The following is a 23,364-nucleotide window of genomic DNA, read 5'->3' on the forward strand; positions in this document are numbered from 1 at the left end:
GGCATTTGCCCAATGGAATAGCGCCACCGCGCTCCCCGCCTGAAAACGTCAGGACAGCGGGTAACTCAAAAAGCCAAAGTTAACGTGACAGCACCCTGACAGCACCGTTGGTACGAAATGGTCGACGGGCGCGTCATCGACGCGTGGCTACTTAAGAGGCAGGCTCCACCTTGCCAGAAGGTCACGCAATTGCTCGCGCCCGTGCAGTGCCCCAACACTTTCGATACGCTGCAAGACGGTGGAAGTCCAAGTTCGTGCAGGCAGGCCCTGGGATTCCTGAAAGTCCGAAAAAACCTTGTCATACTGCGCGACCGCAGCTTCTTCGTTCGGAGCGCCGTAACGTTCATGATGCAGAACCTGAGACTGTGCAAGACGGGGCTTGATAAAAGTCGGGCGCGACGGGTCAGGTGTTCCGACCGTCAAACCAAAAGCTACGGCGGTTTGTGGCGGCAGATGAAGTTCGCGCGCCACGGCTTCTGCGTTATTGCGCAGCGCGCCGATGTAGACCACGCCTAGGCCTGTTGCTTCGAGCGACACGACAGCGTTTTGGGCGGCGAGCGCGACGTCGACGAGTCCCACGATGTAGGAGTCCAGGTAATCCAGAGCTTCGGATGGAGCGCCGGCGCGCTTTGCGATCCGGGAAAGGCGCGCGAGGTCGACAATCCACACCAGAAGAAGCGGCGCATCTCTGATATGGACCTGATCGTTCGCCAGTTTCGACAGCCTTGCTTTCCGCTCCGGATCCCGAACCGCTATGACACTCCACGGTTGCAGGTTCGATGAAGACGACGCAGACTGGGCCGCCGCTATTGCCTTTTCAAGGGCGCCAGGCGGCAGCGGCGTGTTCAGAAAGGACCGCACTGAGCGATGCTCCAGAAGACTGAGCGTCTGAGCGTTTGCGCTCTCCGTCGGCGCTGCTTCTGAGGCGTCACCGTACCGCTGACGCCATGCCGTAGAAAAATTCTTCAATGCCATGGAGTTTTGCCTTGAATCTTATGACCGACAGGCCAGACACCGGCTCGGCCAGTCACGGGGGACCTCAGAGGTTGTCTGGGTCAAACGAAATCCTTTGGGGGGGGTAAAGATGCGGGTAAAAAATAGCGCCGTGGAGCGAACGGAACGCCATAAGAGGCCGGGCATGAGGGCGGATAGGCCATCCAGCATGCTACCCGGCTTTAAGCTCTCCTGAGGCTTCCAGCGCCGCGACACGTTCGCGCACCAACGGAATCAATAACGTTCCGTAATGTTTTGCGTCTTCCAGAGGGTCAAAGCCACGAATTAAAAAATTGTTTATCCCGTAGCGATAATATTCAATTAGACCGTCCGCGACCTGTTCTGGCGTCCCGACAAGCCCGGTGGAGTTACCAGCCGCGCCCGTTAGGGCGGCGACGCCTGTCCACAGCCGCGCGTCGCGCCGATTGTAAGACGCGGTCTCGAGCAGGCGTCGAGAGCCATCATTCGGCGGGCGGTGTCCAGATACCGCAAGCCCCTGCTGCTCCCGGTTCGCGCGCACCAGGTCCTCGATCTCTTTCGCGCGCTTCCAGGCCGCATCTTCCGTCTCCGCGATAACTGGCCGCAACGAAAGAGAGAAACCGATCGAACGCCCGTACCGCGCGGCCGAAGCTCTGACTCGCGACACGACCTCCCGCGTGGCGTCAAGTGTTTCACCCCAGGTGGCGTAAACGTCCGCGTGGCGTCCCGCGACGTCGATGGCTTCGGGTGACGTTCCGCCAAAGAACACCGGCAGGTTATCAGGACGCACCTCGCTCGCGGCACGCCGGATGTGGTAGAATTTGCCGTCGTGATCAAATGGCTTCGCCGAAGACCACTCTTTGCGCACTATTTCGAGATATTCGTCGCTGCGGGCGTATCGCTCGGCTTTGGTGGTTCCGACGTCCCCGTCTTTCGCCATCTCCTCGTCCGCGCCGCCGGTGATGATATGGACGGCGACGCGCCCGTTCGACAACTGGTCCAAAGTGGCGAGTTGGCGTGCGGCGAGAGTAGGTTGGGTGAAGCCGGGACGGTGCGCGACCAGAAATCCGAGGCGAGAAGTCAACGCCGCGCCATAGGCCGCCACGATCTGGCTTTCCGGGGAGGAAGAACCGAATGGAATCAAGACCCGGTCGAAGCCTCCCTCCTCCTGCGCTTTCAACGCATCCTGAATGTAGCCGAGGTCGAGCGCACGGCTCCTTACGCCGCCATGAATTTCAGACGTGTTGTTAAATCCTATGTAACCAATGAAATTGACGGACATGGGCAGGGCTCCGATCAAACGAAATGACCGTCACCATGGTCCGGTCGCCCGATGTCCGTCACGCGAGAAAAGTTCACGCCTGTGTGCGGCGGAGGTTATCGATTGAGTGTGCGTTGATCGTCGATTTTGTGGATGCGATCAATGTGTCTGACATTGGAGCCTGAACCGCGCACCTTGTATCGTCTCGATTCAAGAGTTCTTTTTCCGTCTTGCCACCCCCACGGGAGCCAGCGAGATCTTTGTGTTTAGTCCCGTGGTTTGATGGTGTGATATTTTCACGTGAGTGGAAGGATGCCTTATGGGACAGATACGTCATGGCAGCGCCACGACCACGCACGCCGTGCGAGCAGCAATACAGCGATCGCAGGCTTCGCTCGCGGCGCTGAGCGAGGCGTTTGGGATCAATCCGAAAACGGTGGCGAAGTGGCGGAAGCGTCAGACTGTCGAGGATCAGAAGACAGGTCCCAAAGAGCCGCGTTCAACGGTTCTGTCCGAGACTGACGAAGCGATGATCGTGGCCTTTCGTCGGCATACCTTACTGCCGTTGGACGATTGCCTTTATGCGTTGCAGGCCACCATTCCGCATCTGACACGCTCAGCGCTGCATCGCTGTCTTCAGCGTCACGGGATTTCACGTCTGCCTGATGTCGAAGGAGACAAGCCAAAACGGCAGCACTTCAAGCGCTATCCGATCGGGTTCTTTCGCCTCGATATTGCCTAAGTTCAGACTGCCGAAGGAAAGCTTTATCTTTTCGTCGCCATAGACCGCACGAGCAAGTTTGCAGTGACGCAGCTTGTGGACAAAGCCAACAGACGAACGGCTTGGGAATTTCTCGAATATCTTCTGCGCATCGTCCCCTATCAGGTTCATACTATCTTGACGGACAACGGCATCCAGTTCGCCGAACAGCCCCGTAACCGGGGCACCGCATGGTCACGTTCCATGCGTTTCGACATGATCTGCGAGGCTAACGGGATCGAGCATCGCCTGACAAAACCCAATCACCCCTGGACCAATGGTCAGGTCGAGCGAATGAACCGCACGATCAAGGAAGCAACTGTCAAACGCTTTCATTACGACAGCCATGAGCAGTTGAGGACGCACCTCAATGACTTCATGGCAGCCGATAATTTCGGGCGAAGGCTCAAAACCCTCAACGGTCTCACGCCCTATGAATACATCTGCAAAATATGGACTTCAGAACCAGATCGATTCATCATCAACCCGACCCATCAAACCCCGGGACTAAACACCTTATGTGTTTCCAGCCAGTTATGATGACCTCCTGAACGACCCTGGCCAGGGTCGTTCAGGAGGTGAGATACAGCGCTTAACATCTGGTAGCCTGACCACGTTTTCTAGCAGGCTGATCTCGCCTCTCTTCACCGTCTCGAACAGTTGACGGCGGCCCGGTTCCGGGACCGCGAACATAAGAAAGAGAGAGTGATATGTCTGCGGAAACCATCATCGGAATAGATGTGTCCCGAGACTGGCTTGATGGCTTCTGTCTGCCCGGAAAACAGAGATTCCGTTTGCAAAATTCACCTGATGGCTATGCCAGATTACTGGAAACCCTTCAGAGTATGCCTGACGGTCTCAAGGTTGGGTTTGAAGCCACAGGCGGACAGGAATGGGCACTCTGGCGTGTTCTCATAAGTATGGGGATCAATGCGGTCCAGTTGCCACCAGCACAAATCAAGGCTTTCGCATTCTCCATGGGGAAGAGAGCGAAGACCGACCAGATCGACGCGGAACTGATTGCGCGCTTCATGGTTGTCCGCCCATAGGCCGGCCGAGCACTGCCAGATGAAAAACTTCAGCTTCTCCGGGCATTAACGGTTCGCAGAGCTCAGATGGTAGACGCGCGTAAACGGCTTTCTGCCCAGATTTCGGCGCGTCGCAAGCAGGGTGTGAGCGCTGAACTGGAGGATATGGACAGCAGTCTCAAAGCATTTCTTGAGAGCCAGATCAGCGAGCTCAAACAACGGATTGAAGGAGTCATTGCACAGGGCAAAGAACTCTCTGCCAAAGCAGAACTTCTCCGTTCCATCCCCGGTATCGGCCCGGTATCAATCGCCATGCTTCTCGCAGAAATGCCAGAACTCGGCCGTATGACAGCGACCGAAGCCGCTGCCATGACCGGACTTGCACCAATGTCTCACGATAGCGGCGCGATGCGCGGGAAACGTGTCATTTCAGGGGGCCGGAGATCTCTCCGCCATGTCCTGTTTCAGGCCGGATTGGCAGCTTCATGTCATAATCCGGTTCTGAAAGCTGTGGCAAAGCGCATGAAACAGCGGGGCAAGCCACATAAACTAGTCATCATCGCGATTGCGCGGCGTCTCGTCACAATCGCAAATGCTGTCCCGAAAACAGGCCTGCCGTGGCGCATTAGCCCCGTCGTTTAAACACAGTTGCTAGGCTAAGAAGGTTTCGAAGCCTTTGGAGCAGCGCCGGAAACAGTCCGGAATTTGTCGACGGCAAGGAGCGATTACAGGGGGGGGTTAACGCGGATGCGCGGAAGAAGATCAACGGTTTCTGTGTGATCCGGTAGGTCTCCTGTGATGACGCCACGTCTTGACGTCTCTCCAGACGGCTTTCTCGTGAGGAGATAGCAGCCGTCAACGGCGGGTCCGCCAACACCGTCGATGTTGTCACAGGCAACCCCGCTCCCGACCTGTCTTCCTCGTTGGCGTCCGGCCGCCGTGACCAGTCAGGGGCTCGCCACTGTCGAAGGGCTGGTATCGCCCTGTCCAAAAAACAGGAGCAACCTTTCCTGCCTGCCACAGTCTATAGCCTGAACTTTGCCTGGGCGCAGTAGAGAGAAGGATCACAAGGACGTGGGAGAATGAAACTTCCCTTTATTTTCTTCTGTACCTGAAGAATCGCGCGTACTAGAATTATGCCAGATCACGGTTTCGCGGGAGTTCTTGTGATGACGCTTCTTACGGTTACGGGCTCGCATATCGCGTTGCAGGCGCCGTATCATCCGGAGCTCTCTGCGCAGGCGCGCCGTCTGGGCGGGAGGTTTCGAGGCAAGGAGACAGGCTGGCTGTTTGACGCTGATCAGGAGAACGCACTGCGAGGGTTATGCCACACGTTGTGGGGCGTCGACGGAACCGCAAGCGCGCTGATCGACACTGTGACGCTGCGCGTGACAGTCAGACCGAAGTTCCATGAAGCGACGCTATGGCGGACCTTTGGGAGCGATATATGGATGTGCGGGCGCCAGATCGCATCCCGTCGGCCTGGCGGCAGACCTGTCGCCGTGCCAGGCCGTGGAGTGAAGTTTACCGTCGGACGTCCGCGTATTGAGGACGGGCCGACGGGTTCTTTCATGCTTTTGGTCGACGAAGGGTGCGTCTTTACGGTTCGTGACATGCCGCGCATGGCGCTCAAGGCCGTCTCGCGCACTCTCGCCGATATCGCGGAGTGGGAGGTGACCTGAGCGTTGCAGGTAACTGGTGAGGATCGATCCTAGACTGTGCGTCTGCGGTTTTTAGTTTTTTTAGTTGGCATAATAAAGATTATGCGACACATGTGTGTACGCGGGTGGATTCTAATCTGAAGTGCACCATTGGGGATAATCTCCGGTGCTTTTGGATAAGGGGTCCGGAGATTGGCTCGAGAGTATAGCCACCTGACGCTATCGGATCGGCGGACGATCGCCCTTCTGAAGGATCAGAAAGTCGGGGTTCGTGAGATTGCGCGGCGTCTGGGCCGCCACCACAGCACGATTTCGCGCGAATCATGCCGCAATGCGCATCGCAGCGACGAGATCGATCTGTATGGCTACTGGCCGGTCACGGCCGAACACGCGGCCCGCCGGCGGCGCAGCGCGACGATGCGGCTGGTCCGCGAACCCGCTCTGGCTGCACGCGTGACTGACGGCCTGTCCCTATCTGTGGTCGCCCGAGCAGATTTGCGGGCGGCTGCGGCATGAGAGCGTCCGGCTGTCGCCTGAGACGGTTTATCGCTGGATCTACTGCCGCGATATGCGCGAACGCCAGTTGTGGAAGAAGCTGCGTCGTCACCACGTCAAACGCTGGCGACGTCATCAAAGACGCAGCCGTGGCATGAGGATACCGCCAGAGCGTCGGATCGCCCGGCGACCGCAGGACATTGCCGCACGGCGGATTGCGGGCCATTGGGAGGCGGATCTGGTGATGTTTCGCGCCGCCCTCAACGGCCAGCGTAATGTCATGACGCTCGTCGAGCGGACCACCCGGTTTGTTCGGCTCGCGCGCCTTGAGGACCGGGCGTCGCGCGGCGTCGCCCGCGCCATGCAGGCGCTGACAGCCCATCTCCCTGCCCCGCTGCGCCAGTCCGTCACCTGCGATCAGGGCTCGGAATTCGTAACCTTTACGGCGACAGAGAAGACGACCGGCATGACGGTCTGGTTCTGCGATCCCCGCTCGCCCTGGCAGAAAGGATCCGTCGAGAACATGAACGGCAGGCTGCGTCAGTTTCTGCCGATGGACACTCTTCTGCCCTCGATCGGCCCCTCGGCTCTCAGGGCCATCGAGGCCCGGATGAACGCCACGCCGCGCAAATGCCTCGGATACCTCACGCCAGCAGAGGCGATGGATCGGCTCATCGAAAGCGTCAGCCCTGGGGGCGCCGCTCCGCCTTACGGCTCCGCAGCGCCCCCAGGGCCTGCATTCCCATGACGTGGCGCACTTCAGCTTGAACCCGCAGCGCCGGATTAAAATGTCCGCTTTGAGCCGAATAGAAATGTCCTCCCTGCCGCTTTGAGGTGGTAGTCTGGCCTCGCCATGGTTGTGCGGTTCGGGAGGCCGGACATGGGACTGGTGCTGATGGACGATCGAGACCTGCGCCGGGTTGGCGTACTGGCCGAGGTGCTGTGCGGATCCCGCACGACGGCGTCGGCGGCTGATCTTTTGGGGATAACGACGCGCCAGACGCGTCGCCTGCTGGAGCGCCTTCGTGATCGCGGCGCCGGCGGGCTTGCGCATGGCGGACGCGGACGCCCGTCCAACCACCGCAGGCCGGAGAGTCTTCGCGCCTGGGTGCTGGCGCTGTTGCGCGTGCATTATCCCTCGTATGGGCCGACGCTTGCGTCCGAGACCCTGCTGGAGCGCCACGGGCTTGTGGTTCCGCGTGAGACGCTGCGCGGCTGGATGCACGCGGACGGTCTGTGGCTGACGCGCTCGCAGCGCAAGAACTTCCACCAGAGCCGGATCCGCCGGGAAAGGCTGGGCGAACTGGTGCAGATCGACGGGGCGGACCATCGCTGGTTTGGCCCTGATCGCTCGTCCTGCACGCTGCTGGTGTTCGTCGACGACGCCACAAGCCGGCTGATGACCCTGCTGTTCGTGCGCAGCGAGAGTACGGACAGCTATTTCGAGGCGCTGGAGCTTTACCTTGAGGAGCATGGACGCCCGACCGCCTTCTATTCAGAGAGGCATTCCATCTTTCGCGTGGCCAAAGCTGACGCCACGGGCGGTCAGGGCCTGACGCAGTTTGGCCGGGCCCTGGCGGAGCTGAACGTCGAGATGCTGTGCGCCAACAGCTCGCAGGCCAAGGGCCGCGTGGAGCGGGCCAACCGGACGCTGCAGGATCGGCTGGTCATGGAGCTGGCGCTCGAGGGCCTGACGACGATGGACCAGGCCAACGCGTTCCTGCCAGGGTTCGTCGAGCGGTTCAACGCCAGGTTCTCTGTTCCGCCCGCCCGTCCCGAGAACGCCCATCGGGCCGTCGCCCTCTCGCGCGAGAGCCTGCGCGACGTGCTGTGCCGTCGGGAGATGCGCTATGTCGGGCGTCAGCTCAGCCTGTCGTGGAAACGCCGCCTGCTGATCCTCGAGCGCAACGCGCTCACCGAGGGACTGATCGGGAAATATGTAGAGATATTCGATTTCGTGGACGGCCGACTGGAGATCCGTCATCAGGGCGTCTCCCTGCCCCATCGTGTGTTCGACAAGGATCAGCGCGTCGAACAGGGCGCGATCGTGGAGAACAAGCGGCTGAGCGAGGCGCTGGCCTGGGCGGCCGAGATGCAGGCCACGCCACGTCCCTCGCCGCGCGTGAAGACCAGCAGCGAGAAAGGCGACTATGTGCGCACAGGGGTAAAACCCGGCCGCAAACCTGACTCGCCCCGGCGCAAGAAACCGTCCTGAACCGCAGCTTTTGGGGGGGGGGGGCGGAAGGTCGGTTCTTGGGGAGGGATGACAGGAAGCTGCCATTCGCAGCCGGCCTGTTTATTGCGGCTACCGACCAGACTAAGGCGTCCGCGAGCAAAGGCAGGAACGTCTGGATCGGACATCCGCAGCCATCCGAGTTCATGTTGCGGTTTGTGCGTCAGCCTTCTTTTCCATCTCCTGAAGGCGCGGATCAGTGTTTATCGCGCAACAACAAGCGTGATCCCACTTCGACGATCGATTTAATCGCAGGGAGCAACTCACGGCCGAGCGGCGTCAGGTCATATTCGACAGTAGGTGGCGATGTGGGCATCACGCGTCGGCTGAGAACGCCTCGCTGCTCGAGATCGCGCAAGCGACTTGTGATCACCTTGGCCGAAATGAACGGGCAATCGCGCCGCAATTCCGAAAACCGACGTGCCCCGTCATTGAGTGCCCAAATCAATTCGGGCGTCCACAATCCACCGAGCAGTCCCATGCATTTTGACATCGGGCAGCCTGGAAGCGCTTGGACCTTCGCTCTCTGTTTGAGCACCATCGGCAATGTCCTTCGTTCGGTTTCCGATTGGTAACCATAAACGGAAGGTAACCCATAGTTATAAGGTTTCCAAGGGAAACAATCGGAAATATATCGCTAGGAGGCGATCGGATGTCTTGTCGGACGCACCATGCGGCGAGGAAGCACCGTGCCGGGCACTATAGGAAGTATATACCCAATGCATATTCTTGTCTTGCAAACCAGTCTGCGCGGTTCTGATTCCGCGAGCCGCACTCTCGTCGACGCTTATCTGGGTGCGCTCAAGGCCCAGCAGCCGGACGTCACCATCAAGGTCCGCGATCTCGCGGCACAGCCTGTTCCGCATCTTCCGGCAGAACTCATCCCCGTCCAGTTGGGATTGGCCGAAGGCACTGACGAGCATGCTGCTCTGGCCGAAGAACTGATCGTCGAACTGGAGCAGGCCGATATAATCGTCATCGGAGTGGCATTCTATAATTTCATGATTTCTTCAACGCTGAAGGCATGGTCGGATTATGTCGTTCGTTCGCATCGTACTTTTGCCTACGGTGCCAACGGCCCCGTAGGGCTTCTTCCCGCCGGCAAGAAGGTCATCGCTTTCATGGCGAGCGGCGGTGTTTATGGCGTGGGTCCCGCCGCTGCGATGGATTTGGCGATCCCTTATCTGCGCACGATCTTTGGCTTTATCGGGATAAACGACGTGGAAGTGGTTCGCGCTGAAGCGCAGGCCGATCCCGTCGCGGGCTTAGCGTCGCTCGAGAGCGCGCTGGCGGCGGCCAAAATGCTCGCCTGATCTTCGCCCTCGCGGCCTGTCCGTTCTGAGTTATAAAGCGGTTTCCTGCGAAACAGCAGGCGGGCGGCGTCGCAAGGCCGGGTCATCCCTATCGCGAAGACCGTAGAAGCGTTACGCCAAAAAGCAGCACGTCCAACCAACTTTTCGGCTTCGTTTTGTCCAGCCCCACGAAGACCCTTGAAACACGAACGACCGGATTTCGCGGTAGCCGTCGTTCAGCGGATTGTGCCTGAATGACTGTTTTATCTCAAACACGGTCTATCATGGTTCGCTTAGTCGTGTCCGCTGTCGGGCAACCACCATAAATGCTCGAACGACCGAGTTGAGGCGACTACAGCCTGTCCGCTTCTGTATCAGTGAGCGGACAGGCGGATCAGGGGGTAAGCAGCTTGTCGGCTATCGGAAAAAATTAGCAGAAAGCGGTCATTCGCGATGTTCCGCTTCATGGCAGCCGTCGACCAGCCCGAGACATTCAGCGACTGGCGTTTGAAGGTCTGCTCATGCACGAACAGTCCATTCGCATGTCATCCAGCAACTCGACCAATTGCGGTCGTACAGCTGACATGGCGCTTAGGAGGGTGAATGCCGACATCTAGCACCCAACATCAGGCCTCGCGATCATGCTGCAGGCGCGCATCTTCCATATCCTGCCAGTTTGCGGCGATCCATGCCGAAAAATTCTCTAGCATCGGCACCAGACTATGCCCCAAAGGGCTCAACTCATACTCCACGCGTAGTGGCACTTCGGCGAAATAATGGCGGATCACCAATCCGTTGCGTTCCAACATCCGCAGGGTAACGGTCAGCATTCTTTGTGAAATTCCGGCCACTTTTCGCTTGAGGGCGGAAAAACGCATGCGCTGGCCTGGTACCGCAGCAAGCTGTAGCATCACCATAATCGTCCATTTATCGCCAAGGCGGGTCAAAACTTCGTGCTGGTTACATGATCCGGCCGCGCCAGCACGCACGGTTTCGTCTTTCGTCAGCGGTCGGGGTGATATGCTCTGTTCCGACATGGGTTCCTCCCGAGTAACCGAGGCACTGCAACGTGCCGTCTTGCGACACCGATCCTTGAATATATTTTCGTAACCAGCAATGGTTACGAAAGGGAACTCAAGCCATGCAGATTGCTATTATCGGTGCTGGTCATGTTGGGTCTGCCCTAGCGGGCACGCTCACGAAGGCCGGATATCGGGTTGCCGTCGCGAATTCGCGGGGCAAGGAAAGCCTGTCAGACTTCACCCGCCGCACCGGTGCACTCGCCTGCGATATGGCCGGCATCGCAATGGGTGCCGACATCCTGATAATTGCTATTCCCCTGTGTCACGTGCCTAATCTGCCAGCATCCGTCTTGGCGCACCTGGCAGCACACGCCGTCGTGGTGGATGCCAATAATTATTATCCTGCCCGGGACGGACGCATCGCAGCCATTGACGCGGGACAGGTGGAATCAGATTGGGTCGCCAATCAATTTGGTCGCCCTGTCATCAAGGCATTCAACAACATCATCGCGGACCATCTGGCGCACCGTGGTGGATCGGCAGGGATTGCCGGTCGCATTGCGCTGCCTGTGTCAGGAGATGATCCCGAATCCCGTCGCACCATCATGACAATCGTCGATGCAATTGGCTTCACGCCATTTGACGCCGGAACCATCGCCGAATCATGGCGCCAGCAACCCGGGCAGCCCGCCTACTGCACGGATCCAACGATAGACGAACTGCGCGATCTTTTACATCGCGCCGACCGACAGGCCGCCATACGCAATCGCGATAAGAGTGTGCGATTGATGGCAAAATTACCGTCCGATTATCCATCAGATCAACTGGTTCGTGTAGCGAGATTGTTCGTAGGGCTGGATAAATGGAAGCCTGCAACATGGGCTGCGCTTCTCAGGCTGGGCATAACCGTTCTGCGCCATCGATCTTAAGAAGGCACCGCCTCTCGCGCGTCCGCTTTCGGGAAACAACAAGGGCGATGAACACCTTCGAAGAGAAGGCGAGAGCAGCCCCATTTAAGCCGTTCGTTCCGACCGTTAGTCTTCGGGGGACGCCATGCCAGCTTGTGCCATTCAGTCTGAGACAATCGCTGCAAGCTGAAGCGGGTTCATATAGTCGCGTATCCGAGTGACCTTCGCGCCACGCCTTTCGATGAACCAGACGTAGGACAAGCTCTTTGTGCTATCGTCGACAACTCGTTCATGATGGCCCGTTGCCTCAACAATCAGTTCGTTGCCAGCGCTACGGACGCGAATGTCTCTCAGCGCGCCGAACCGGATTATAGATGGCAGATGGGCCATATAGGCCGCAATGGCGTCCCGTCCGATCAGCTTACGCGGGGCGCCCTCGGGCGCGAACGGAAATTCATGGCATGCGTCGGCTGCGTAGATCGCCATCCAGCCCGCGATATCACCTGCGCGAAGTGCGTCCAGTGCATTTTCGAGCCAGTCTGGCAGTTCGGATGTTGGTGACATGGTGCTTCCTTGATATGATTTCCGGACCATGAGTCCAGATTTACATTATATATCGGACCACAAGTCCGAAAATCAAGTTGTTCGTCGCGGACGGCCGCCGACCGCCACGATCCGCATGCTTGAGGCCGCCGATATCCTCTTTGCACAGGCTGATGGGCCTGAACGTGTGACCATGGATGCCATCGCGGCGGCATGCAGTGTCGGGAAGGGAACACTGTTCCGCGCGTTCGGTAGTCGCGCGGGATTGCTCGACGCTCTCTGGGCCACAAAGATCGAAGCTCTACGGGCAAGCGTGGAGAGTGGTGCGGCTCCTTTCCGGCAAGATACCTTACCGCAACAGCGTCTTGCAGCGTTTCTTGACCTGATCTTGACGTTCAAGCTCGACAACCGGCACCTGATCCGGGCGCTCGAATTCGGTCCGGGCATTCTGCAATCGCCGCATTATCGCTGGATGCTTGGGGTGACCGCGAGGTTCATCGAGGAAGGGACGGGCTCGCCGCCGGAGGGTGCGGCCCTCTATAACGCCCACGCTCTTCTGGCAGCCCTGCATATCGACCTAATTGAGGACATGCTCGCAAACGGGCTGTCGCTGGACACGATCAGGGAAGCCCAGACCAAACGCGCCTACATGGCAATGAACATTACAGAATCTGACTATAAAATACTCGTACGCACGTGATCGATCATGTCTGCTTTGTGGAGCGCAGAGCGATCGTCTCAACGTCCGAAAGGAAAGGCGGAACCAGCCCGTCTCCTTTCCGAGCGCCCCTAAAATAGCTGGGCGTCCCGTGTTGTGAGGTCTGTTCCGCCTACGGCTCCACAGCCCTCACAACACGATGGACACGCGAAAGAGGACATTTCTATCCGGCGTTGAAGCGGTCATTTCTATCCGGTTGCAACAATGGTGTGTTAGCGGGTAGATTTGCCAGGCTCAAGGTTAGAACGCATAGGAAACGATTGAGCAAAGAGTTAAGCGCTTGAGCTGTATCACTTTTACTGGAAGCTTACATTTCGCACGGTTTTTGCGGCGCGTCACCTACTTCCGACAAGTGTGATTATCGGAAGTAGGGTCGGGGAAGGGGCTGATTTCCGGAAAAAGACGCAGTCTGAACCTAACGTCGTTTTAAGGTAAGTTATGTGGTGTTGTCTTTACAAACGTAAAGGCGCTATAAGGGCGTGATCATCAACGGAGAATCCCCATGGCCAGCATCAACCTGCGGATCGACGACACGCTGAAAACAGCGGCTTATCGCCGACTGGCCGAACTGGGCGTCACGCCCTCAGAGCTCATTCGCCAGACTTTCGAATATGTCGTCGAAACCGGTCGGCTTCCCGTGAAAAGCCATATCTTGACGGAAGACGATCAGGATTTGCTGGCGGTCGCACGCGAACGGCTGACGTCGCCGCTTCCCTCCATCCGGGTTCATCTGGACGATCTGTAAACCGATATATCGCGGTCGATCTCCATAAGCTAAGATGACAGTCCCATGTTTCCGGAGGATTTACGGATGCACGCAATTACGATCGATACGCAGGCGGATCGCCTCGCAGAGGAGCTGGCAAGGCGCGGAGTTCCGGCACAGGCGCAAATTCACGCCGTGATCCACATACATGACGACGGTCCCGATATGACGTCCATTGCAGCCGCCGGTGGCGCATTCGACTGGCTGAAAGTGGAGCCTGACCTTTATACGGACGCAGATATCGTGAATCGTCCGACTTGAATGTACGCTTTCGGCAGCATCATCCTCACTCGCTTTCCCTTCACGGACCTGTCTTCCGACAAACGCCGTCCCGCTTTGGTCATATCCCGCGATAACGACAGGAGGCTGGACCTGATTGTCGCCTTCATCACATCTGTTCCGCGGTCCGGTCCGGATATGGTTCCACTCGATGTCCTAGTTGGTACCGGCCTCAAAGTTCCTTCGGTCGTTCGCTTTGACAAACTCGCGACGATTTCACCAACCGTTATTGCTGGCCAACTTGGTTCCGCGCCGATCGACTGGCTGAACGCTCAAAGTGAGACTTTTTACGGGGTCTTCGGTTTTAGCTTATGTGAAAGCGGGTGTTGACCCTGCCAGGATCTGGCAGGAGAGGGGTTACGGCGAAATCTCCAGGCGCATATTCGCTTGCGCCATCGCTCACGCAGACGGCTCTGGCGCTGGGACGTCTGGACGAGCGTCTGCACAATCACCCGTTGCTGCCGGCAGTCCTGTTCCGCGAACGTCTGGAAGCGTCGAGAGCCTGCGCCGCTGTTGACGGCCATCTCATCGATCCATGGCGTCTCGCGGCCGAGCTGGAGGGGTTGCGTCCCGTCCGTCTGGGGAACGACGCATACGAGCGCGGCACATCTGTCGATGCCGCTCGTGCAGCCTTCGATCAGTATCAGTGGATGGCGCGTCCCACGTCCATACAACGCGCCGAGATCGACGCCGCGCTTTCGTGGATCGCCGATGCCAGTGCGGTAGATGGTCCGCTTCTTGGAGCTGCGAAAGCGTTCCATCGCTGGATCGAGGACGGACGCGGCCGATCGCCGATGCGCGGGGCTCTCGTCCAGCACTGGGGCCGGGCGAATGTTCTCCATTCTCCGCTCCCCCTCGTCGGCGCCCGCGCCTTCGCGCCGGATGCGCCGTGGAAACCGGATCAATGGCTCCCGATGTTCCTGTCCTGTCTGGCTGAAGAGGCGACCGCGGTCAGTGGGCGGATGAGCGCACTGGAGCGTCAATGGCGTCTGGCTCGCTCCCGATCGGGCGCGCGGAGAAAGAACTCTCGGGCGGACCGGGTCATCGATCTCCTTGCCGCCTGCCCGATGGCGTCGGCGACGCGGATCTCCGAAGAGATCGGCATGTCGCTCAAGGCGGCCCATATCTACCTTGGGCAATTTCTGGCTGAGGGTCTGATCGTCGAGGTTACGCATCGCGAGGCGCGGCGCCTGTTCGCCCTCAAGGGGCTCGAGCCGTTACGCCACGTGGTCCAGCCGCCTCGGCGCCCGCTGCCCGGACGCAGCCGGGGGAGACCCGGGAGGAGAAGTGCAGGCGAAGATGTCGAAACGGCTGAATCGTGTGAGCTGGTCCCTGGCGACCCCACGTTCAGGCTGCCGCCAATCGATTATGAAGACCTCGAGAAGGCCATAGCCCACGCCGAGGCCATCATGCGTGCGACGATCGGCCGAACCTAAACCAGAGGCTGCCTTCGAAGTGATCGCAATACTGCGGAAACAATAGAAACAATGACCAGAGAAAGCAAAAGGCTGAGCAACAGCATCGTCGTGACTATGATAGATGCTTGACTGAGACCAAGCGAGAGATATTCGTTCAGACGAAAAACTGGCCAAAGTATACCCCATGATCTTGCCGGTCCGGCGAAATAATCATGAGTAATCCTGCCCATTGAAATATAAATAAATACAGAAAGTAAAACGGTTATCAGCCCCCTCATTTTACTGTTAAAACTCCATAGTAAATGATCCCATTGGCTGTCTCGGGACGTTGGGAAAGAAGAAATTCCCTCAAACGGTAGAAAGACGTGACACTGGGTAACGTGACACATCCTTCGCTGATACCCCAGTAACCGACCGGATGCAGACGGAATGCACCACGGACCAGGCCCTTAATGGTCGTTGTATCGTCGAGACTTCCGTCATCTCTGTATAGCGCGAACCAGTCCTGACGTTTCGTGCCCGCCAGGGCGTCTTTTAGCGCATCTTCAAGAAATCCCAATCGACCGCCAGACTGTCTGGCCAGGATATAATATGTTCCGGTTGGTATAGGGCCGTTATCCTTCTCCCCGATAGCGGAAGGGTCGTTGATATACCGTCCCGATCCGGAGAAGGCTGGCACCGCGCCAAACCCCTCACAGGTGAGCTGGGAAATGGATCGCCCATTCAGTGTGAAGCCGCAACGGGCAGCCATTCTATGTCCTTCTCAAGAGCGGTTATTACCCCAATCACACATGATAGCACCCATATGAAGTCGACCGAACCGTTCAGGACCTCTCGGCGCGGAGAGTCGCCTCCAATGTCGATACGACGTTGACACGCTGAATCGCAGGAGATTAGTATCGACGCAGTTGATACTTGAGGTCAAATATGAGAGCCGTCGTGAAAAAATGGGGAAATAGCGCATCCATCCGCATCCCCGCCTCCGTGATGGCCGCTGCAGGCCTGAAGCTGGACCAGCCGGTCGATGTTCGCGAGGAAAGCGGACGCGTGGTTATTGAGCCGGTCAGGCAAGCCGAATATGACCTGACAGAGCTGCTTTCGGGCATCACGGCGGACAATATCCATGCGGAAGTCGAATTTGGCTCGCCGGTCGGCCAGGAACGCCTCTGAGATGGCGGCATATGTGCCTGACGCCGGCGACATCATCTGGCTCGAATTCTCGCCCCAGGCGGGCCATGAGCAGGCGGGTCATCGCCCCGCAGTCGTCCTGTCGCCGGCAAGCTACAACCGCATCGGCCTGCTTTTATGTTGCCCGCTTACCACCAGGCGAAAAGGCTACCCATTTGAGGTGGCCATCGACAACGATCGCCAGAGCGCCGTTCTCGCTGATCAGGTGAAGTCGCTCGACTGGCGAGCGCGAGGCGCCAAGCGGAAGGGGCGCGTTTCGGAATCAGAACTCACAGACATCCGGGCCAAGGCCCGCGCACTGATCGGGAAATAGGAGGGCCAGATGACTGACAACAAGACGATCAATGCTACTACGGGCGAGCGACGCGTAAATATTGCAAGTCGGCTTTCGATATTTCGATTCAAGACTACAGTCGCGTTAAGCATGCTGTCTGTTCTGGCATTGAACCACACTGCAAGAGCTGCCGCGACCATTCCCTCGGCTGAGATCGAGCTTCAAATGTTCTCAGACGACGTCATTCCAGACGGCGCGGTTGAGGTCTCTCCACAGGAACTACCGAAGATTTCAGGGGTCAAAGCGTGGCGACACAATGGGCGGCTCATTATTCAGACGCCGAAGCCGCTGTCCGGGACATCCCCCGGATTTGATCAATCAATGTCAAATAGAGGCCACCCGACACTTTCCCTTTTCACCGGTCCTGTGCGCTTTCCCGATGGGCATATTCTTGCGCCCTGACAAGCAGACGACCGAAGAAACGCCCGAAAATCGGTTTGGGAGGCTTTGAGCGCGTTTCTGTGCTCAGAGCCTTCGATGTCGTCAGCCGACCCTTGGTCCCGAAGATCTTGTTTCTGCTCGTGCGTCTGCTCCGCGTTCTGGACCGGAGAGTTTGAGGCTGGCGCGATCGAAACGTAATTGGCCAGAGGATATATCGGCCTCCCGAGTGTGAGCGGCGCGCAGATCCTCAGCCAGTTCCGTCGCACGCGTGACGGCCCGGCCGATCGCGTAGACCGCGTCCTGCGCGGATCCGTTGCGGCCCGGCAGCACCTGAAATTCGGCGGCGCCCGCCTTCTGCGCCTGGTCGATGCGCTGCAGGATCGCCCCGACCTGCCTGTCGTTTTCCAACGCAGACTTTTCTTCCCGCAGGCCCCTGAGCTCCCGCGTTACAAGACCGCCGCCCGCACCCGTCTTCACCGCAGCCTGCAGGGCGTCGATCCGGTCGCTGATCTCCCCCAGCGCCGGCGCGCGCAATTCAAGAACTTCTCGCCGCGCCTGATCCGGCGTCATCGTCCGGACTTCCGGAAACAGCGTCGCGATGGCGTGGGACATGAGCCGTTCGTCATTGACGGCCGCCTTCGCGGACGCCCTGGTCCACAGGTCATGATCGATACGGCTCAGCTCGAAGTCGTGTCCCGCGTTGCGCGCAAGGTGCGCCATGTGGAGCAAGGTGACCTGCTGGTTCCCGTGCCGGAAGGGAAGGATCTCCTGCAAACCAGCGATATGCGTCGCAGCCGCGTTCGCGAACCGGTCAGCCGAGAGATTGCGCAGGCCGTCCATCGCCTCAAGCTGATGAAACCGTTCGGTAATGGCGAGGGGCACGCGTTCGGGCGCGACGCCTGTGCGGCCGTCGACCACCAGATCGCTTGTCCGGTATTTTCCGGCCCAGTCATAAACGTCCTGGAAGAGATGCCGATGAAGCTCCCGGAATTTCGCCGGAGTGTCCGTCACGAGCGGCATGGAGAGCGAGCGCTTGAGATACATGGCGTACTGTGGCGAGCAGGAACGAAAAAATACTTGCGCATTGCGGTCTGGCGTCGGCATCCTCCTCTTGTACGCACGATATGCGCATAAGGAGTCGGATCATGGCCAGCCGCACCAGCCTCGGCGTTTCATATGACCGCAGCGCGCCCCGCCGCCCGGTCAACCTGTCGCTCAACACCGATCTGCTGGCGCAGGTCCGGGAAGTGACGCCCAATCTTTCGGCCACGGTCGAGACCCTGCTGGGCGACTACCTGCATTTCGCGCGGCAGCAACACGAGGACGCACAACACAAGCTCGACGGCGTGATCGACGCGGTGAACGATATACACGCGCGGCACGGCTTCCTGAGCGACGAATTCTCGACGCTCTGATCCGATGCCGCAATTCGCGATCTATCGGAATCCCGGCCGGAACCGGGACATCCCGTTCGTCATCCAGATCCAGAGCAGTCGCCTGGAGCGCAGTGTAGGCCGCGTTGTCATGCCACTCGTCCGGCGATCCGGGAGCGCACCGCCGGATCATCCGCTGACGCCGCATCTGCAGGTCGAGGGAGAGGCCGTCTTCGCCAACCCGTTCGACCTGGCGACCGTCCCCGCCGCTCGGCTTGGAGCCGCTGTCGGCGTCCTGCCCGAACGCGATCAGGATGCAATCATCAGGACGCTGGACGAATTGGTCAGTAGAGCATGAGAGACGCGGGACTTCCTCAGTCGTCTCATTTTCGTTCCTTGAACCGCTCCACCAGCGAAGCAATCGCTGACATATTTGGCTAATAAATTGTATAAATATAATTACGTTATCATCGCTTTATCCAAACTTCACCGACACACAATCGAGAAAAATCATGTCTCTCCGATCTGAAACAGGTGAGTTGCTGTCATGACTGCCAATCTAATTCGTGTTTCGGCCGCTGTTATTCTTATCCTCATCGCTCTGTCCTGGATCTCGTCGATTTTTCAGAGTTTCGCCTGGATTATTGGCCCAGCATTGCTTGTTTTCGCCGCCTATCGCCTGTGGCTGGTGATGGAGAACGGACCGCCAGAAGCGACCCGGTACACAGAACGCGCGGTGACTTTCGGTCGGAACAAGGCGAAGGAGATGGTCGACCGCTATCGGCAGGAAAGTGAAGCGCGTCTTGAGCGGGAAAGGCTGCTCCGCGAACAAAACGTCCGGGCGTTCAATGCGTCATCCTCAAATAATCAGCCACCTGACGACCAGGAAGCAAACAATTGCTCTTCACCTCGTCCGAATGTTGCGCCTCGACCAGCCAAGCCTACGCTGAAGGCTGCCGCATTTCGAAAAGGCCCGACAGCGATCGAGAAACTTGATAATATGATCGGTCTGAAAGCCGTCAAGGATGAGGTGCATCGGTTGATGCGCCGGCTCGAACTCGAAAAAGAGAGGGAGAAATCCGGCTTCAAGGCATCTGTCCCTTCTCTTCATTGTGTGTTTCTGGGGAACCCGGGAACCGGCAAGACAACTGTGGCACGCCTGATGGGCGAGATCCTGCATGATTACGGATATTTGCGTCGGGGCCATATGGTCGAGGCAGATCGCTCTCAACTCGTCGGTCAATATATTGGTCACACTGCTCCTATGGTCCAAGAGATCGTCTCACGGGCGACGGATGGCGTGCTCTTTATCGACGAAGCTTATACGCTGGCGCCGAAAAACGCAGGGAATGACTTCGGCGCTGAGGCGATCGACACTCTGCTCAAGTTGATGGAAGATCGACGCGACCGCATATGTGTCATCGTCGCAGGCTATACGACCGAAATGGAGCGATTTCTCTCTGCCAATCCGGGTCTCAAATCGCGATTTACGCGCACCATCGAATTTCCAGACTATGCTGTCGAGGAATTGGCCCAGATTTACGTTGGCCATGCCACAAAGGAAGGTTTCCTTCTGAGTGAAGACGCCGCTCTTGCCGTCTTTCCCGCGTGCCAAGAACTCATTCGCCAAGGAGGTGCCCATTTTGGCAACGGGCGAGAAGTGAGAACGCTGTGGGAGAGAACAAGAGAATCGCACGCCGAGCGCGTCATGGCTCTGAAAGCCCGCAATCAGGAAGCCCTGCACACGATCGACGCAATCGACATAGAAGACGCTGTCAGAAGAGGAGAGCGCGAATGAATGAAGACAACCATCCCCCTTTGGAAGCCCGATCTTTTGCTGAACGGCTTAAAGAGGCGCTTCCTGTCGCATTCAAGCAGGACGAGGCGTTTCGCTACGCGCTCATTCTGGGGATTCTCGCACTTTTGATCGCCGTGCATGGGCATCATGCAAAAAGTGTCATCCAATAAGGTGCCGCTCAATATCATTTATACTGATCGTGAGACACATGCCGCGATCAGCTTACGGGATAGATTACCGTAGTTTTCCTACCTTCCAATTTTTCCGAACGCAGGAGAACAGAACTGACAAGGGACTTGCTCACAGCCCAACTCCCCGTTTACGCGTGAACGACCAGCCGATCCCCCGTCGCCGCGAATTACGCCTGACACCTCCTGCCCGCGCTGCTTTTTCCAGCGACGGCGACCACAGCACCCCTCGACCGGGCCGTAGCCCACACCGTGGCCGTCATGAGGCGTGTGACGAACGGAACCAGGGAGTGCTAAAGGAACGTCGCGCCGTAATTTGCGCTTGAGAAACAGAGTGAGCCAGGCCGTGGGAACTATCACATACAAGTGGAGTCCATCGATGAAACGGATGGGTCGGATATCCGACCCTCGTCTCTTGAAGGTTGTTCAGGCCATTGCAGACAGATTCGGTGATGTAACGGTAATCAGCGGTGACCGTGACTTTGTCCCCAACGGGGGCGCGAAGGAAAGTCTCCATTTACTGAATGAGGCGGCGGATGTTTCCGTCGCCGGAAAGACGCCTGAGCAGCTCTTCGAACTGCTGATCGCCGCGCGGCAGGAGATTTTCGGCCAGGAGACCGGAGCCGCTTTCAGGTGGCAGATCATTCTGCATGGACCTGGCACAAAGACTGAAGGGCATCATGTCCATATAGGGTATGTCCCCCCGGATCATGTCTTCAGACGATCACGGCCTTTCATGGGCTACGTGGTTGAGGGGCTCTTTAAGGGGAAAACATACAGCGCCTATACGCCTTACGTCGCGCCCTGATTACTCGTCCTCAATGCCTGCGCCATAGGCTGTAATGGTCCCGTGGCGCTTGGTCGCAATTGTGTATTTTACGATGTAATCTTCAGAATTTTTCTCGCGTGCTATGCTCACGTCCCAGTCGCTCATCAGCGTGTAGCAGCGACCGGATGCGAAAAAATCCCGATTCACCGTATACATCGTCTGCTCGGAAACCGGCTTGCGGAAAAAGTCCTGATAGTCTGACTTCGTGCCACACACCAGATTGCCGGTATCGTGGCCGTCTTCGCGGGTGATGGGAAATGGCCATCTCTTTTCCTGAGCTGACGCATGAGCACAGGAGACCAGCATAACAGTCAAAATGGCTAACTTCTTCATGTAGGCCGATACATCCCAATCTTTGCGGGCGTCGAAGGTAGAAGACAAGGCGACGCGCGTGGTAATCACTGTAACGGAAGACACACCCGAGCGTCGAGACGATGGTCTGTGGCACGCTCTTGATGTCGATATTTGGCGGATATCGCCGCCCTCCTGCTCTACCCTGCGCTTGAGGTAGGTATGCTTACCCGCTCATATGATGCAAAAGCGCCTGACAACGCTTCAAGAGCTTCAAGAAGATCTTTAGGAACCTGCGACTTAGGAGTTGACGCCAACATGCGAAGCGGATTTCGCGACAGTCAGTTTTTTGGGTCGCTTGTAGATCCTGCAAAACTACGAAAAGGGTGGTTGCCAAGGAACGAATTCGACCGACTGTGTCGTGCGGAGTATCGCGCCTATCGTCGACGTCGAGCGACAAAATTGTTTATAGGGGCGATGCTGTTTGCAATCATTTCGGCCGTATTCGTCAGCCTCTCATCACATCCAGCCGTTCGCCCCACATCTAAGCATCATTCCCACGTATCTACACATCATACCTCCCTACGCGGGGATCGCGGCGGCCTATAAACCACCGCCATCCCTAACATGCGCACCGGCCTGTCAGCCGATCCTTGGTCCCGAAGATCTTGTTCCCGCTTGAGCGTCGGCTCCGCGTTCCGGACCGGAGAGTTTGTGACTGGCGCGATCGAAGCGCGACGTAGCACCGGATATCCCTGATTCCGCCGCGTGAGCGGCGCGCAGATCCTCAGCGAGATCTGTCGCACGCGTGACGGCCCGGCCGATCGCGTAGACCGCGTCCTGCGCGGATCCGTTGCGGCCCGGCAGCACCTGAAATTCGGTGACGCCCGCCTTCTGCGCCTGGTCGATGCGCTGCAGGATCGCTCCGACCTGCCTGTCGTTTTCCAACGCAGACTTTTCTTCCCGCAGGCCCCTGAGTTCCCGCGTTACAAGACCGCCGCCCGCGCCCGTTTTTACCGCCGCCTGCAGGGCGTCGATCCGCTCGCTGATCTCCCCCAGCGCCGGCGCGCGCAATTCAAGAACTTCTCGCCGCGCCTGATCCGGCGTCATCGTCCGAACTTCCGGAAACAGCGTCGCGATGGCGTGGGACATGAGGCGTTCGTCATTGGCCGCCGCCTTCGCGGACGCCCTGTTCCACAGGTCATGATCGATACGGCTTAGCTCGAAGTCGTGTCCCGCGTTGCGCGCAAGGTGCGCCATGTGGAGCAAGGTGACCTGCTGGTTCCCAGGTGCTGTCACGTTAACTTTGGCTTTTTGAGTTACCCGCTGTCCTGACGTTTTCAGGCGGGGAGCGCGGTGGCGCTATTCCATTGGGCAAATGCCCTGACCCGCCGGATGTGCCGGGAGAGGGCGTTGTCGATGGAGCGGGGCGCGACGAAGAGGTTACGGACGGCGGAGAAGACGGAGACGAAACGCTGGCAGCCTCCCGGGGACCGGAATTTTTGCATGACGCGCTCACGCTTTCGCAAGGGCAGATGTGAATTCTCCGCCCTGTTGTTCAGCCCCTTGTGAGAGCGGTGCTCCACACCCGGCATGACCTGGCGCCGGGCCGCCCCATACGATTTC

31 protein-coding genes and 1 pseudogene are annotated in these 23,364 nt (G+C 58.2%); 22 read left to right on the forward strand and 10 right to left on the reverse strand.

From position 1 onward, the window contains the following. Positions 1 to 147: 147 nt before the first annotated feature. Together G442_RS0117510 and G442_RS0117515 are read right to left on the reverse strand one after the other, a co-directional pair. Positions 148 to 975 carry an NADPH-dependent oxidoreductase gene (locus tag G442_RS0117510; RefSeq protein WP_035376875.1) on the reverse strand — a complete coding sequence of 276 codons (828 nt, stop codon included), beginning with the start codon at positions 973 to 975 and terminating at the stop codon, positions 148 to 150. Between the two features lie 190 nt (positions 976 to 1,165). Beyond that, positions 1,166 to 2,254, reverse strand: coding sequence for an LLM class flavin-dependent oxidoreductase (locus tag G442_RS0117515; RefSeq protein ID WP_026399023.1), 1,089 nt, complete (start codon positions 2,252 to 2,254; stop codon positions 1,166 to 1,168). Positions 2,255 to 2,552: 298 nt separating this feature from the next. On the opposite strand from G442_RS0117515, the pseudogene G442_RS23155 reads away from it, so the two are divergent. The 7 genes and pseudogenes from G442_RS23155 (at position 2,553) to G442_RS0117540 (ending at position 8,392) form a co-directional block, all read left to right on the forward strand. Continuing rightward, positions 2,553 to 3,533: pseudogene (locus tag G442_RS23155) on the forward strand (IS481 family transposase). Positions 3,534 to 3,703: 170 nt separating this feature from the next. Continuing rightward, positions 3,704 to 4,042 carry an IS110 family transposase gene (locus tag G442_RS26305; RefSeq protein ID WP_246789521.1) on the forward strand — a complete coding sequence of 113 codons (339 nt, stop codon included), beginning with the start codon at positions 3,704 to 3,706 and terminating at the stop codon, positions 4,040 to 4,042. Between the two features lie 66 nt (positions 4,043 to 4,108). After that, positions 4,109 to 4,663: a transposase gene (locus G442_RS26310; protein ID WP_246789522.1), complete on the forward strand. Its 555-nt coding sequence runs from the start codon at positions 4,109 to 4,111 to the stop codon at positions 4,661 to 4,663. A 527-nt stretch (positions 4,664 to 5,190) separates the two neighbouring features. Then, positions 5,191 to 5,703, forward strand: coding sequence for a hypothetical protein (locus G442_RS0117530; protein WP_026399024.1), 513 nt, complete (start codon positions 5,191 to 5,193; stop codon positions 5,701 to 5,703). 171 nt (positions 5,704 to 5,874) lie between these two features. Then, positions 5,875 to 6,198, forward strand: a complete 324-nt coding sequence (locus G442_RS24115; RefSeq protein ID WP_051292496.1) for a helix-turn-helix domain-containing protein — start codon at positions 5,875 to 5,877, stop codon at positions 6,196 to 6,198. A gap of 10 nt (positions 6,199 to 6,208) precedes the next feature. Further along, entirely contained in the window at positions 6,209 to 6,925 is a 717-nt protein-coding gene (locus tag G442_RS24120) for an IS30 family transposase (RefSeq protein ID WP_246789528.1), read from the forward strand. Positions 6,926 to 7,030: 105 nt separating this feature from the next. Beyond that, positions 7,031 to 8,392 (forward strand): ISNCY family transposase, encoded by a 1,362-nt coding sequence (locus G442_RS0117540; protein WP_146882703.1) that lies wholly within the window; start codon positions 7,031 to 7,033, stop codon positions 8,390 to 8,392. Between the two features lie 214 nt (positions 8,393 to 8,606). Here the strand turns inward: G442_RS0117540 and G442_RS0117545 are convergent, their stop codons facing one another. After that, positions 8,607 to 8,951 carry a winged helix-turn-helix transcriptional regulator gene (locus G442_RS0117545; RefSeq protein ID WP_026399026.1) on the reverse strand — a complete coding sequence of 115 codons (345 nt, stop codon included), beginning with the start codon at positions 8,949 to 8,951 and terminating at the stop codon, positions 8,607 to 8,609. 178 nt (positions 8,952 to 9,129) lie between these two features. Between G442_RS0117545 and G442_RS0117550 the strand changes: the two genes are divergently transcribed. Then, positions 9,130 to 9,723, forward strand: a complete 594-nt coding sequence (locus G442_RS0117550) for an FMN-dependent NADH-azoreductase (protein ID WP_026399027.1) — start codon at positions 9,130 to 9,132, stop codon at positions 9,721 to 9,723. A gap of 605 nt (positions 9,724 to 10,328) precedes the next feature. On the opposite strand, the gene G442_RS0117555 is transcribed toward G442_RS0117550, so the two are convergent. Next, on the reverse strand, positions 10,329 to 10,739 hold the full coding sequence (locus G442_RS0117555; protein WP_026399028.1) for a winged helix-turn-helix transcriptional regulator: 411 nt from the start codon (positions 10,737 to 10,739) through the stop codon (positions 10,329 to 10,331). 59 nt (positions 10,740 to 10,798) lie between these two features. Here G442_RS0117555 and G442_RS0117560 point away from each other — a divergent pair, with 59 nt between their 5' ends. Then, entirely contained in the window at positions 10,799 to 11,653 is an 855-nt protein-coding gene (locus G442_RS0117560) for an NADPH-dependent F420 reductase (protein WP_281285524.1), read from the forward strand. A gap of 141 nt (positions 11,654 to 11,794) precedes the next feature. Here the strand turns inward: G442_RS0117560 and G442_RS0117565 are convergent, their stop codons facing one another. Next, complete coding sequence (locus G442_RS0117565; protein ID WP_026399030.1) at positions 11,795 to 12,196, reverse strand: nuclear transport factor 2 family protein; 402 nt, start codon at positions 12,194 to 12,196, stop codon at positions 11,795 to 11,797. A gap of 28 nt (positions 12,197 to 12,224) precedes the next feature. Between G442_RS0117565 and G442_RS0117570 the strand changes: the two genes are divergently transcribed. The 5 genes from G442_RS0117570 (at position 12,225) to G442_RS0117590 (ending at position 15,374) form a co-directional block, all read left to right on the forward strand. Beyond that, complete coding sequence (locus G442_RS0117570; RefSeq protein WP_246789523.1) at positions 12,225 to 12,875, forward strand: TetR/AcrR family transcriptional regulator; 651 nt, start codon at positions 12,225 to 12,227, stop codon at positions 12,873 to 12,875. 520 nt (positions 12,876 to 13,395) lie between these two features. Then, positions 13,396 to 13,638 (forward strand): type II toxin-antitoxin system RelB/DinJ family antitoxin, encoded by a 243-nt coding sequence (locus G442_RS0117575; protein ID WP_026399032.1) that lies wholly within the window; start codon positions 13,396 to 13,398, stop codon positions 13,636 to 13,638. 45 nt (positions 13,639 to 13,683) lie between these two features. Next, a complete protein-coding gene (locus G442_RS0117580) occupies positions 13,684 to 13,920 on the forward strand; it encodes a hypothetical protein (protein ID WP_211229169.1) in 237 nt (78 codons plus the stop codon). Further along, positions 13,921 to 14,268: a type II toxin-antitoxin system PemK/MazF family toxin gene (locus G442_RS23170; RefSeq protein ID WP_051292498.1), complete on the forward strand. Its 348-nt coding sequence runs from the start codon at positions 13,921 to 13,923 to the stop codon at positions 14,266 to 14,268. Beyond that, the gene (locus G442_RS0117590) at positions 14,265 to 15,374 is read left to right on the forward strand and encodes a hypothetical protein (RefSeq protein ID WP_246789524.1); all 1,110 of its coding nucleotides are present in this window, start codon (positions 14,265 to 14,267) and stop codon (positions 15,372 to 15,374) included. The genes G442_RS23170 and G442_RS0117590 overlap by 4 nt, the downstream gene beginning before the upstream one ends. Positions 15,375 to 15,630: 256 nt before the next feature. On the opposite strand, the gene G442_RS0117595 is transcribed toward G442_RS0117590, so the two are convergent. Then, positions 15,631 to 16,107, reverse strand: a complete 477-nt coding sequence (locus tag G442_RS0117595; RefSeq protein ID WP_026399035.1) for a DUF2778 domain-containing protein — start codon at positions 16,105 to 16,107, stop codon at positions 15,631 to 15,633. 176 nt (positions 16,108 to 16,283) lie between these two features. On the opposite strand from G442_RS0117595, the gene G442_RS0117600 reads away from it, so the two are divergent. From G442_RS0117600 to G442_RS0117610, 3 genes are read left to right on the forward strand one after another with little or no spacing between them, the layout of a single operon-like run. Then, the gene (locus G442_RS0117600; protein ID WP_026399036.1) at positions 16,284 to 16,526 is read left to right on the forward strand and encodes an AbrB/MazE/SpoVT family DNA-binding domain-containing protein; all 243 of its coding nucleotides are present in this window, start codon (positions 16,284 to 16,286) and stop codon (positions 16,524 to 16,526) included. A gap of 1 nt (position 16,527) precedes the next feature. Then, positions 16,528 to 16,857, forward strand: a complete 330-nt coding sequence (gene mazF / locus G442_RS0117605) for an endoribonuclease MazF (protein WP_026399037.1) — start codon at positions 16,528 to 16,530, stop codon at positions 16,855 to 16,857. A gap of 9 nt (positions 16,858 to 16,866) precedes the next feature. Beyond that, positions 16,867 to 17,280, forward strand: a complete 414-nt coding sequence (locus G442_RS0117610; RefSeq protein WP_026399038.1) for a hypothetical protein — start codon at positions 16,867 to 16,869, stop codon at positions 17,278 to 17,280. 81 nt (positions 17,281 to 17,361) lie between these two features. On the opposite strand, the gene G442_RS24125 is transcribed toward G442_RS0117610, so the two are convergent. Further along, positions 17,362 to 18,363, reverse strand: coding sequence for a Fic/DOC family protein (locus G442_RS24125; RefSeq protein ID WP_084440692.1), 1,002 nt, complete (start codon positions 18,361 to 18,363; stop codon positions 17,362 to 17,364). Positions 18,364 to 18,404: 41 nt separating this feature from the next. On the opposite strand from G442_RS24125, the gene G442_RS0117620 reads away from it, so the two are divergent. The 5 genes from G442_RS0117620 (at position 18,405) to G442_RS26600 (ending at position 21,426) form a co-directional block, all read left to right on the forward strand. After that, on the forward strand, positions 18,405 to 18,674 hold the full coding sequence (locus G442_RS0117620; protein WP_026399039.1) for a type II toxin-antitoxin system CcdA family antitoxin: 270 nt from the start codon (positions 18,405 to 18,407) through the stop codon (positions 18,672 to 18,674). A gap of 4 nt (positions 18,675 to 18,678) precedes the next feature. Further along, a complete protein-coding gene (locus G442_RS0117625; protein ID WP_026399040.1) occupies positions 18,679 to 18,990 on the forward strand; it encodes a CcdB family protein in 312 nt (103 codons plus the stop codon). 189 nt (positions 18,991 to 19,179) lie between these two features. Further along, positions 19,180 to 20,430, forward strand: a complete 1,251-nt coding sequence (locus G442_RS23180; RefSeq protein WP_026399041.1) for an AAA family ATPase — start codon at positions 19,180 to 19,182, stop codon at positions 20,428 to 20,430. Continuing rightward, positions 20,427 to 20,600, forward strand: a complete 174-nt coding sequence (locus G442_RS25365; protein WP_154660412.1) for a hypothetical protein — start codon at positions 20,427 to 20,429, stop codon at positions 20,598 to 20,600. Before G442_RS23180 ends, G442_RS25365 begins: the two co-directional genes overlap by 4 nt. Before the next feature lie 406 nt (positions 20,601 to 21,006). Then, a complete protein-coding gene (locus G442_RS26600) occupies positions 21,007 to 21,426 on the forward strand; it encodes a D-Ala-D-Ala carboxypeptidase family metallohydrolase (RefSeq protein WP_371863425.1) in 420 nt (139 codons plus the stop codon). Here G442_RS26600 and G442_RS0117645 read toward each other — a convergent pair whose 3' ends face one another. The 3 genes from G442_RS0117645 to G442_RS26320 form a co-directional block, all read right to left on the reverse strand. Then, a complete protein-coding gene (locus G442_RS0117645) occupies positions 21,427 to 21,864 on the reverse strand; it encodes a hypothetical protein (protein WP_146882669.1) in 438 nt (145 codons plus the stop codon). Between the two features lie 516 nt (positions 21,865 to 22,380). Then, the gene (locus tag G442_RS25370) at positions 22,381 to 23,037 is read right to left on the reverse strand and encodes a hypothetical protein (protein WP_154660413.1); all 657 of its coding nucleotides are present in this window, start codon (positions 23,035 to 23,037) and stop codon (positions 22,381 to 22,383) included. Positions 23,038 to 23,078: 41 nt separating this feature from the next. Then, the coding region (locus G442_RS26320; protein ID WP_154660414.1) for a DDE-type integrase/transposase/recombinase at positions 23,079 to 23,364 on the reverse strand (286 nt) is incomplete at its 5' end.

The sequence above is a fragment of the Acetobacter nitrogenifigens DSM 23921 = NBRC 105050 genome (genome assembly GCF_000429165.1).
Classification (GTDB): domain Bacteria; phylum Pseudomonadota; class Alphaproteobacteria; order Acetobacterales; family Acetobacteraceae; genus Acetobacter; species Acetobacter nitrogenifigens.

Excerpts from the sequence above, each read along its gene's own strand:
- G442_RS0117510 (WP_035376875.1), bottom strand. The coding sequence starts at position 975 with ATGGCATTGAAGAATTTTTCTACGGCATGGCGTCAGCGGTACGGTGAC.
- G442_RS0117515 (WP_026399023.1), bottom strand. The coding sequence starts at position 2,254 with ATGTCCGTCAATTTCATTGGTTACATAGGATTTAACAACACGTCTGAA.
- G442_RS26305 (WP_246789521.1), top strand. The coding sequence starts at position 3,704 with ATGTCTGCGGAAACCATCATCGGAATAGATGTGTCCCGAGACTGGCTT.
- G442_RS26310 (WP_246789522.1), top strand. The coding sequence starts at position 4,109 with ATGGTAGACGCGCGTAAACGGCTTTCTGCCCAGATTTCGGCGCGTCGC.
- G442_RS0117530 (WP_026399024.1), top strand. The coding sequence starts at position 5,191 with ATGACGCTTCTTACGGTTACGGGCTCGCATATCGCGTTGCAGGCGCCG.
- G442_RS0117540 (WP_146882703.1), top strand. The coding sequence starts at position 7,031 with ATGGTTGTGCGGTTCGGGAGGCCGGACATGGGACTGGTGCTGATGGAC.
- G442_RS0117545 (WP_026399026.1), bottom strand. The coding sequence starts at position 8,951 with ATGGTGCTCAAACAGAGAGCGAAGGTCCAAGCGCTTCCAGGCTGCCCG.
- G442_RS0117550 (WP_026399027.1), top strand. The coding sequence starts at position 9,130 with ATGCATATTCTTGTCTTGCAAACCAGTCTGCGCGGTTCTGATTCCGCG.
- G442_RS0117555 (WP_026399028.1), bottom strand. The coding sequence starts at position 10,739 with ATGTCGGAACAGAGCATATCACCCCGACCGCTGACGAAAGACGAAACC.
- G442_RS0117565 (WP_026399030.1), bottom strand. The coding sequence starts at position 12,196 with ATGTCACCAACATCCGAACTGCCAGACTGGCTCGAAAATGCACTGGAC.
- G442_RS0117570 (WP_246789523.1), top strand. The coding sequence starts at position 12,225 with ATGAGTCCAGATTTACATTATATATCGGACCACAAGTCCGAAAATCAA.
- G442_RS0117575 (WP_026399032.1), top strand. The coding sequence starts at position 13,396 with ATGGCCAGCATCAACCTGCGGATCGACGACACGCTGAAAACAGCGGCT.
- G442_RS0117580 (WP_211229169.1), top strand. The coding sequence starts at position 13,684 with ATGTTTCCGGAGGATTTACGGATGCACGCAATTACGATCGATACGCAG.
- G442_RS23170 (WP_051292498.1), top strand. The coding sequence starts at position 13,921 with ATGTACGCTTTCGGCAGCATCATCCTCACTCGCTTTCCCTTCACGGAC.
- G442_RS0117595 (WP_026399035.1), bottom strand. The coding sequence starts at position 16,107 with ATGGCTGCCCGTTGCGGCTTCACACTGAATGGGCGATCCATTTCCCAG.
- G442_RS0117600 (WP_026399036.1), top strand. The coding sequence starts at position 16,284 with ATGAGAGCCGTCGTGAAAAAATGGGGAAATAGCGCATCCATCCGCATC.
- mazF (WP_026399037.1), top strand. The coding sequence starts at position 16,528 with ATGGCGGCATATGTGCCTGACGCCGGCGACATCATCTGGCTCGAATTC.
- G442_RS0117610 (WP_026399038.1), top strand. The coding sequence starts at position 16,867 with ATGACTGACAACAAGACGATCAATGCTACTACGGGCGAGCGACGCGTA.
- G442_RS24125 (WP_084440692.1), bottom strand. The coding sequence starts at position 18,363 with ATGCCGACGCCAGACCGCAATGCGCAAGTATTTTTTCGTTCCTGCTCG.
- G442_RS0117620 (WP_026399039.1), top strand. The coding sequence starts at position 18,405 with ATGGCCAGCCGCACCAGCCTCGGCGTTTCATATGACCGCAGCGCGCCC.
- G442_RS0117625 (WP_026399040.1), top strand. The coding sequence starts at position 18,679 with ATGCCGCAATTCGCGATCTATCGGAATCCCGGCCGGAACCGGGACATC.
- G442_RS23180 (WP_026399041.1), top strand. The coding sequence starts at position 19,180 with ATGACTGCCAATCTAATTCGTGTTTCGGCCGCTGTTATTCTTATCCTC.
- G442_RS25365 (WP_154660412.1), top strand. The coding sequence starts at position 20,427 with ATGAATGAAGACAACCATCCCCCTTTGGAAGCCCGATCTTTTGCTGAA.
- G442_RS26600 (WP_371863425.1), top strand. The coding sequence starts at position 21,007 with ATGGGTCGGATATCCGACCCTCGTCTCTTGAAGGTTGTTCAGGCCATT.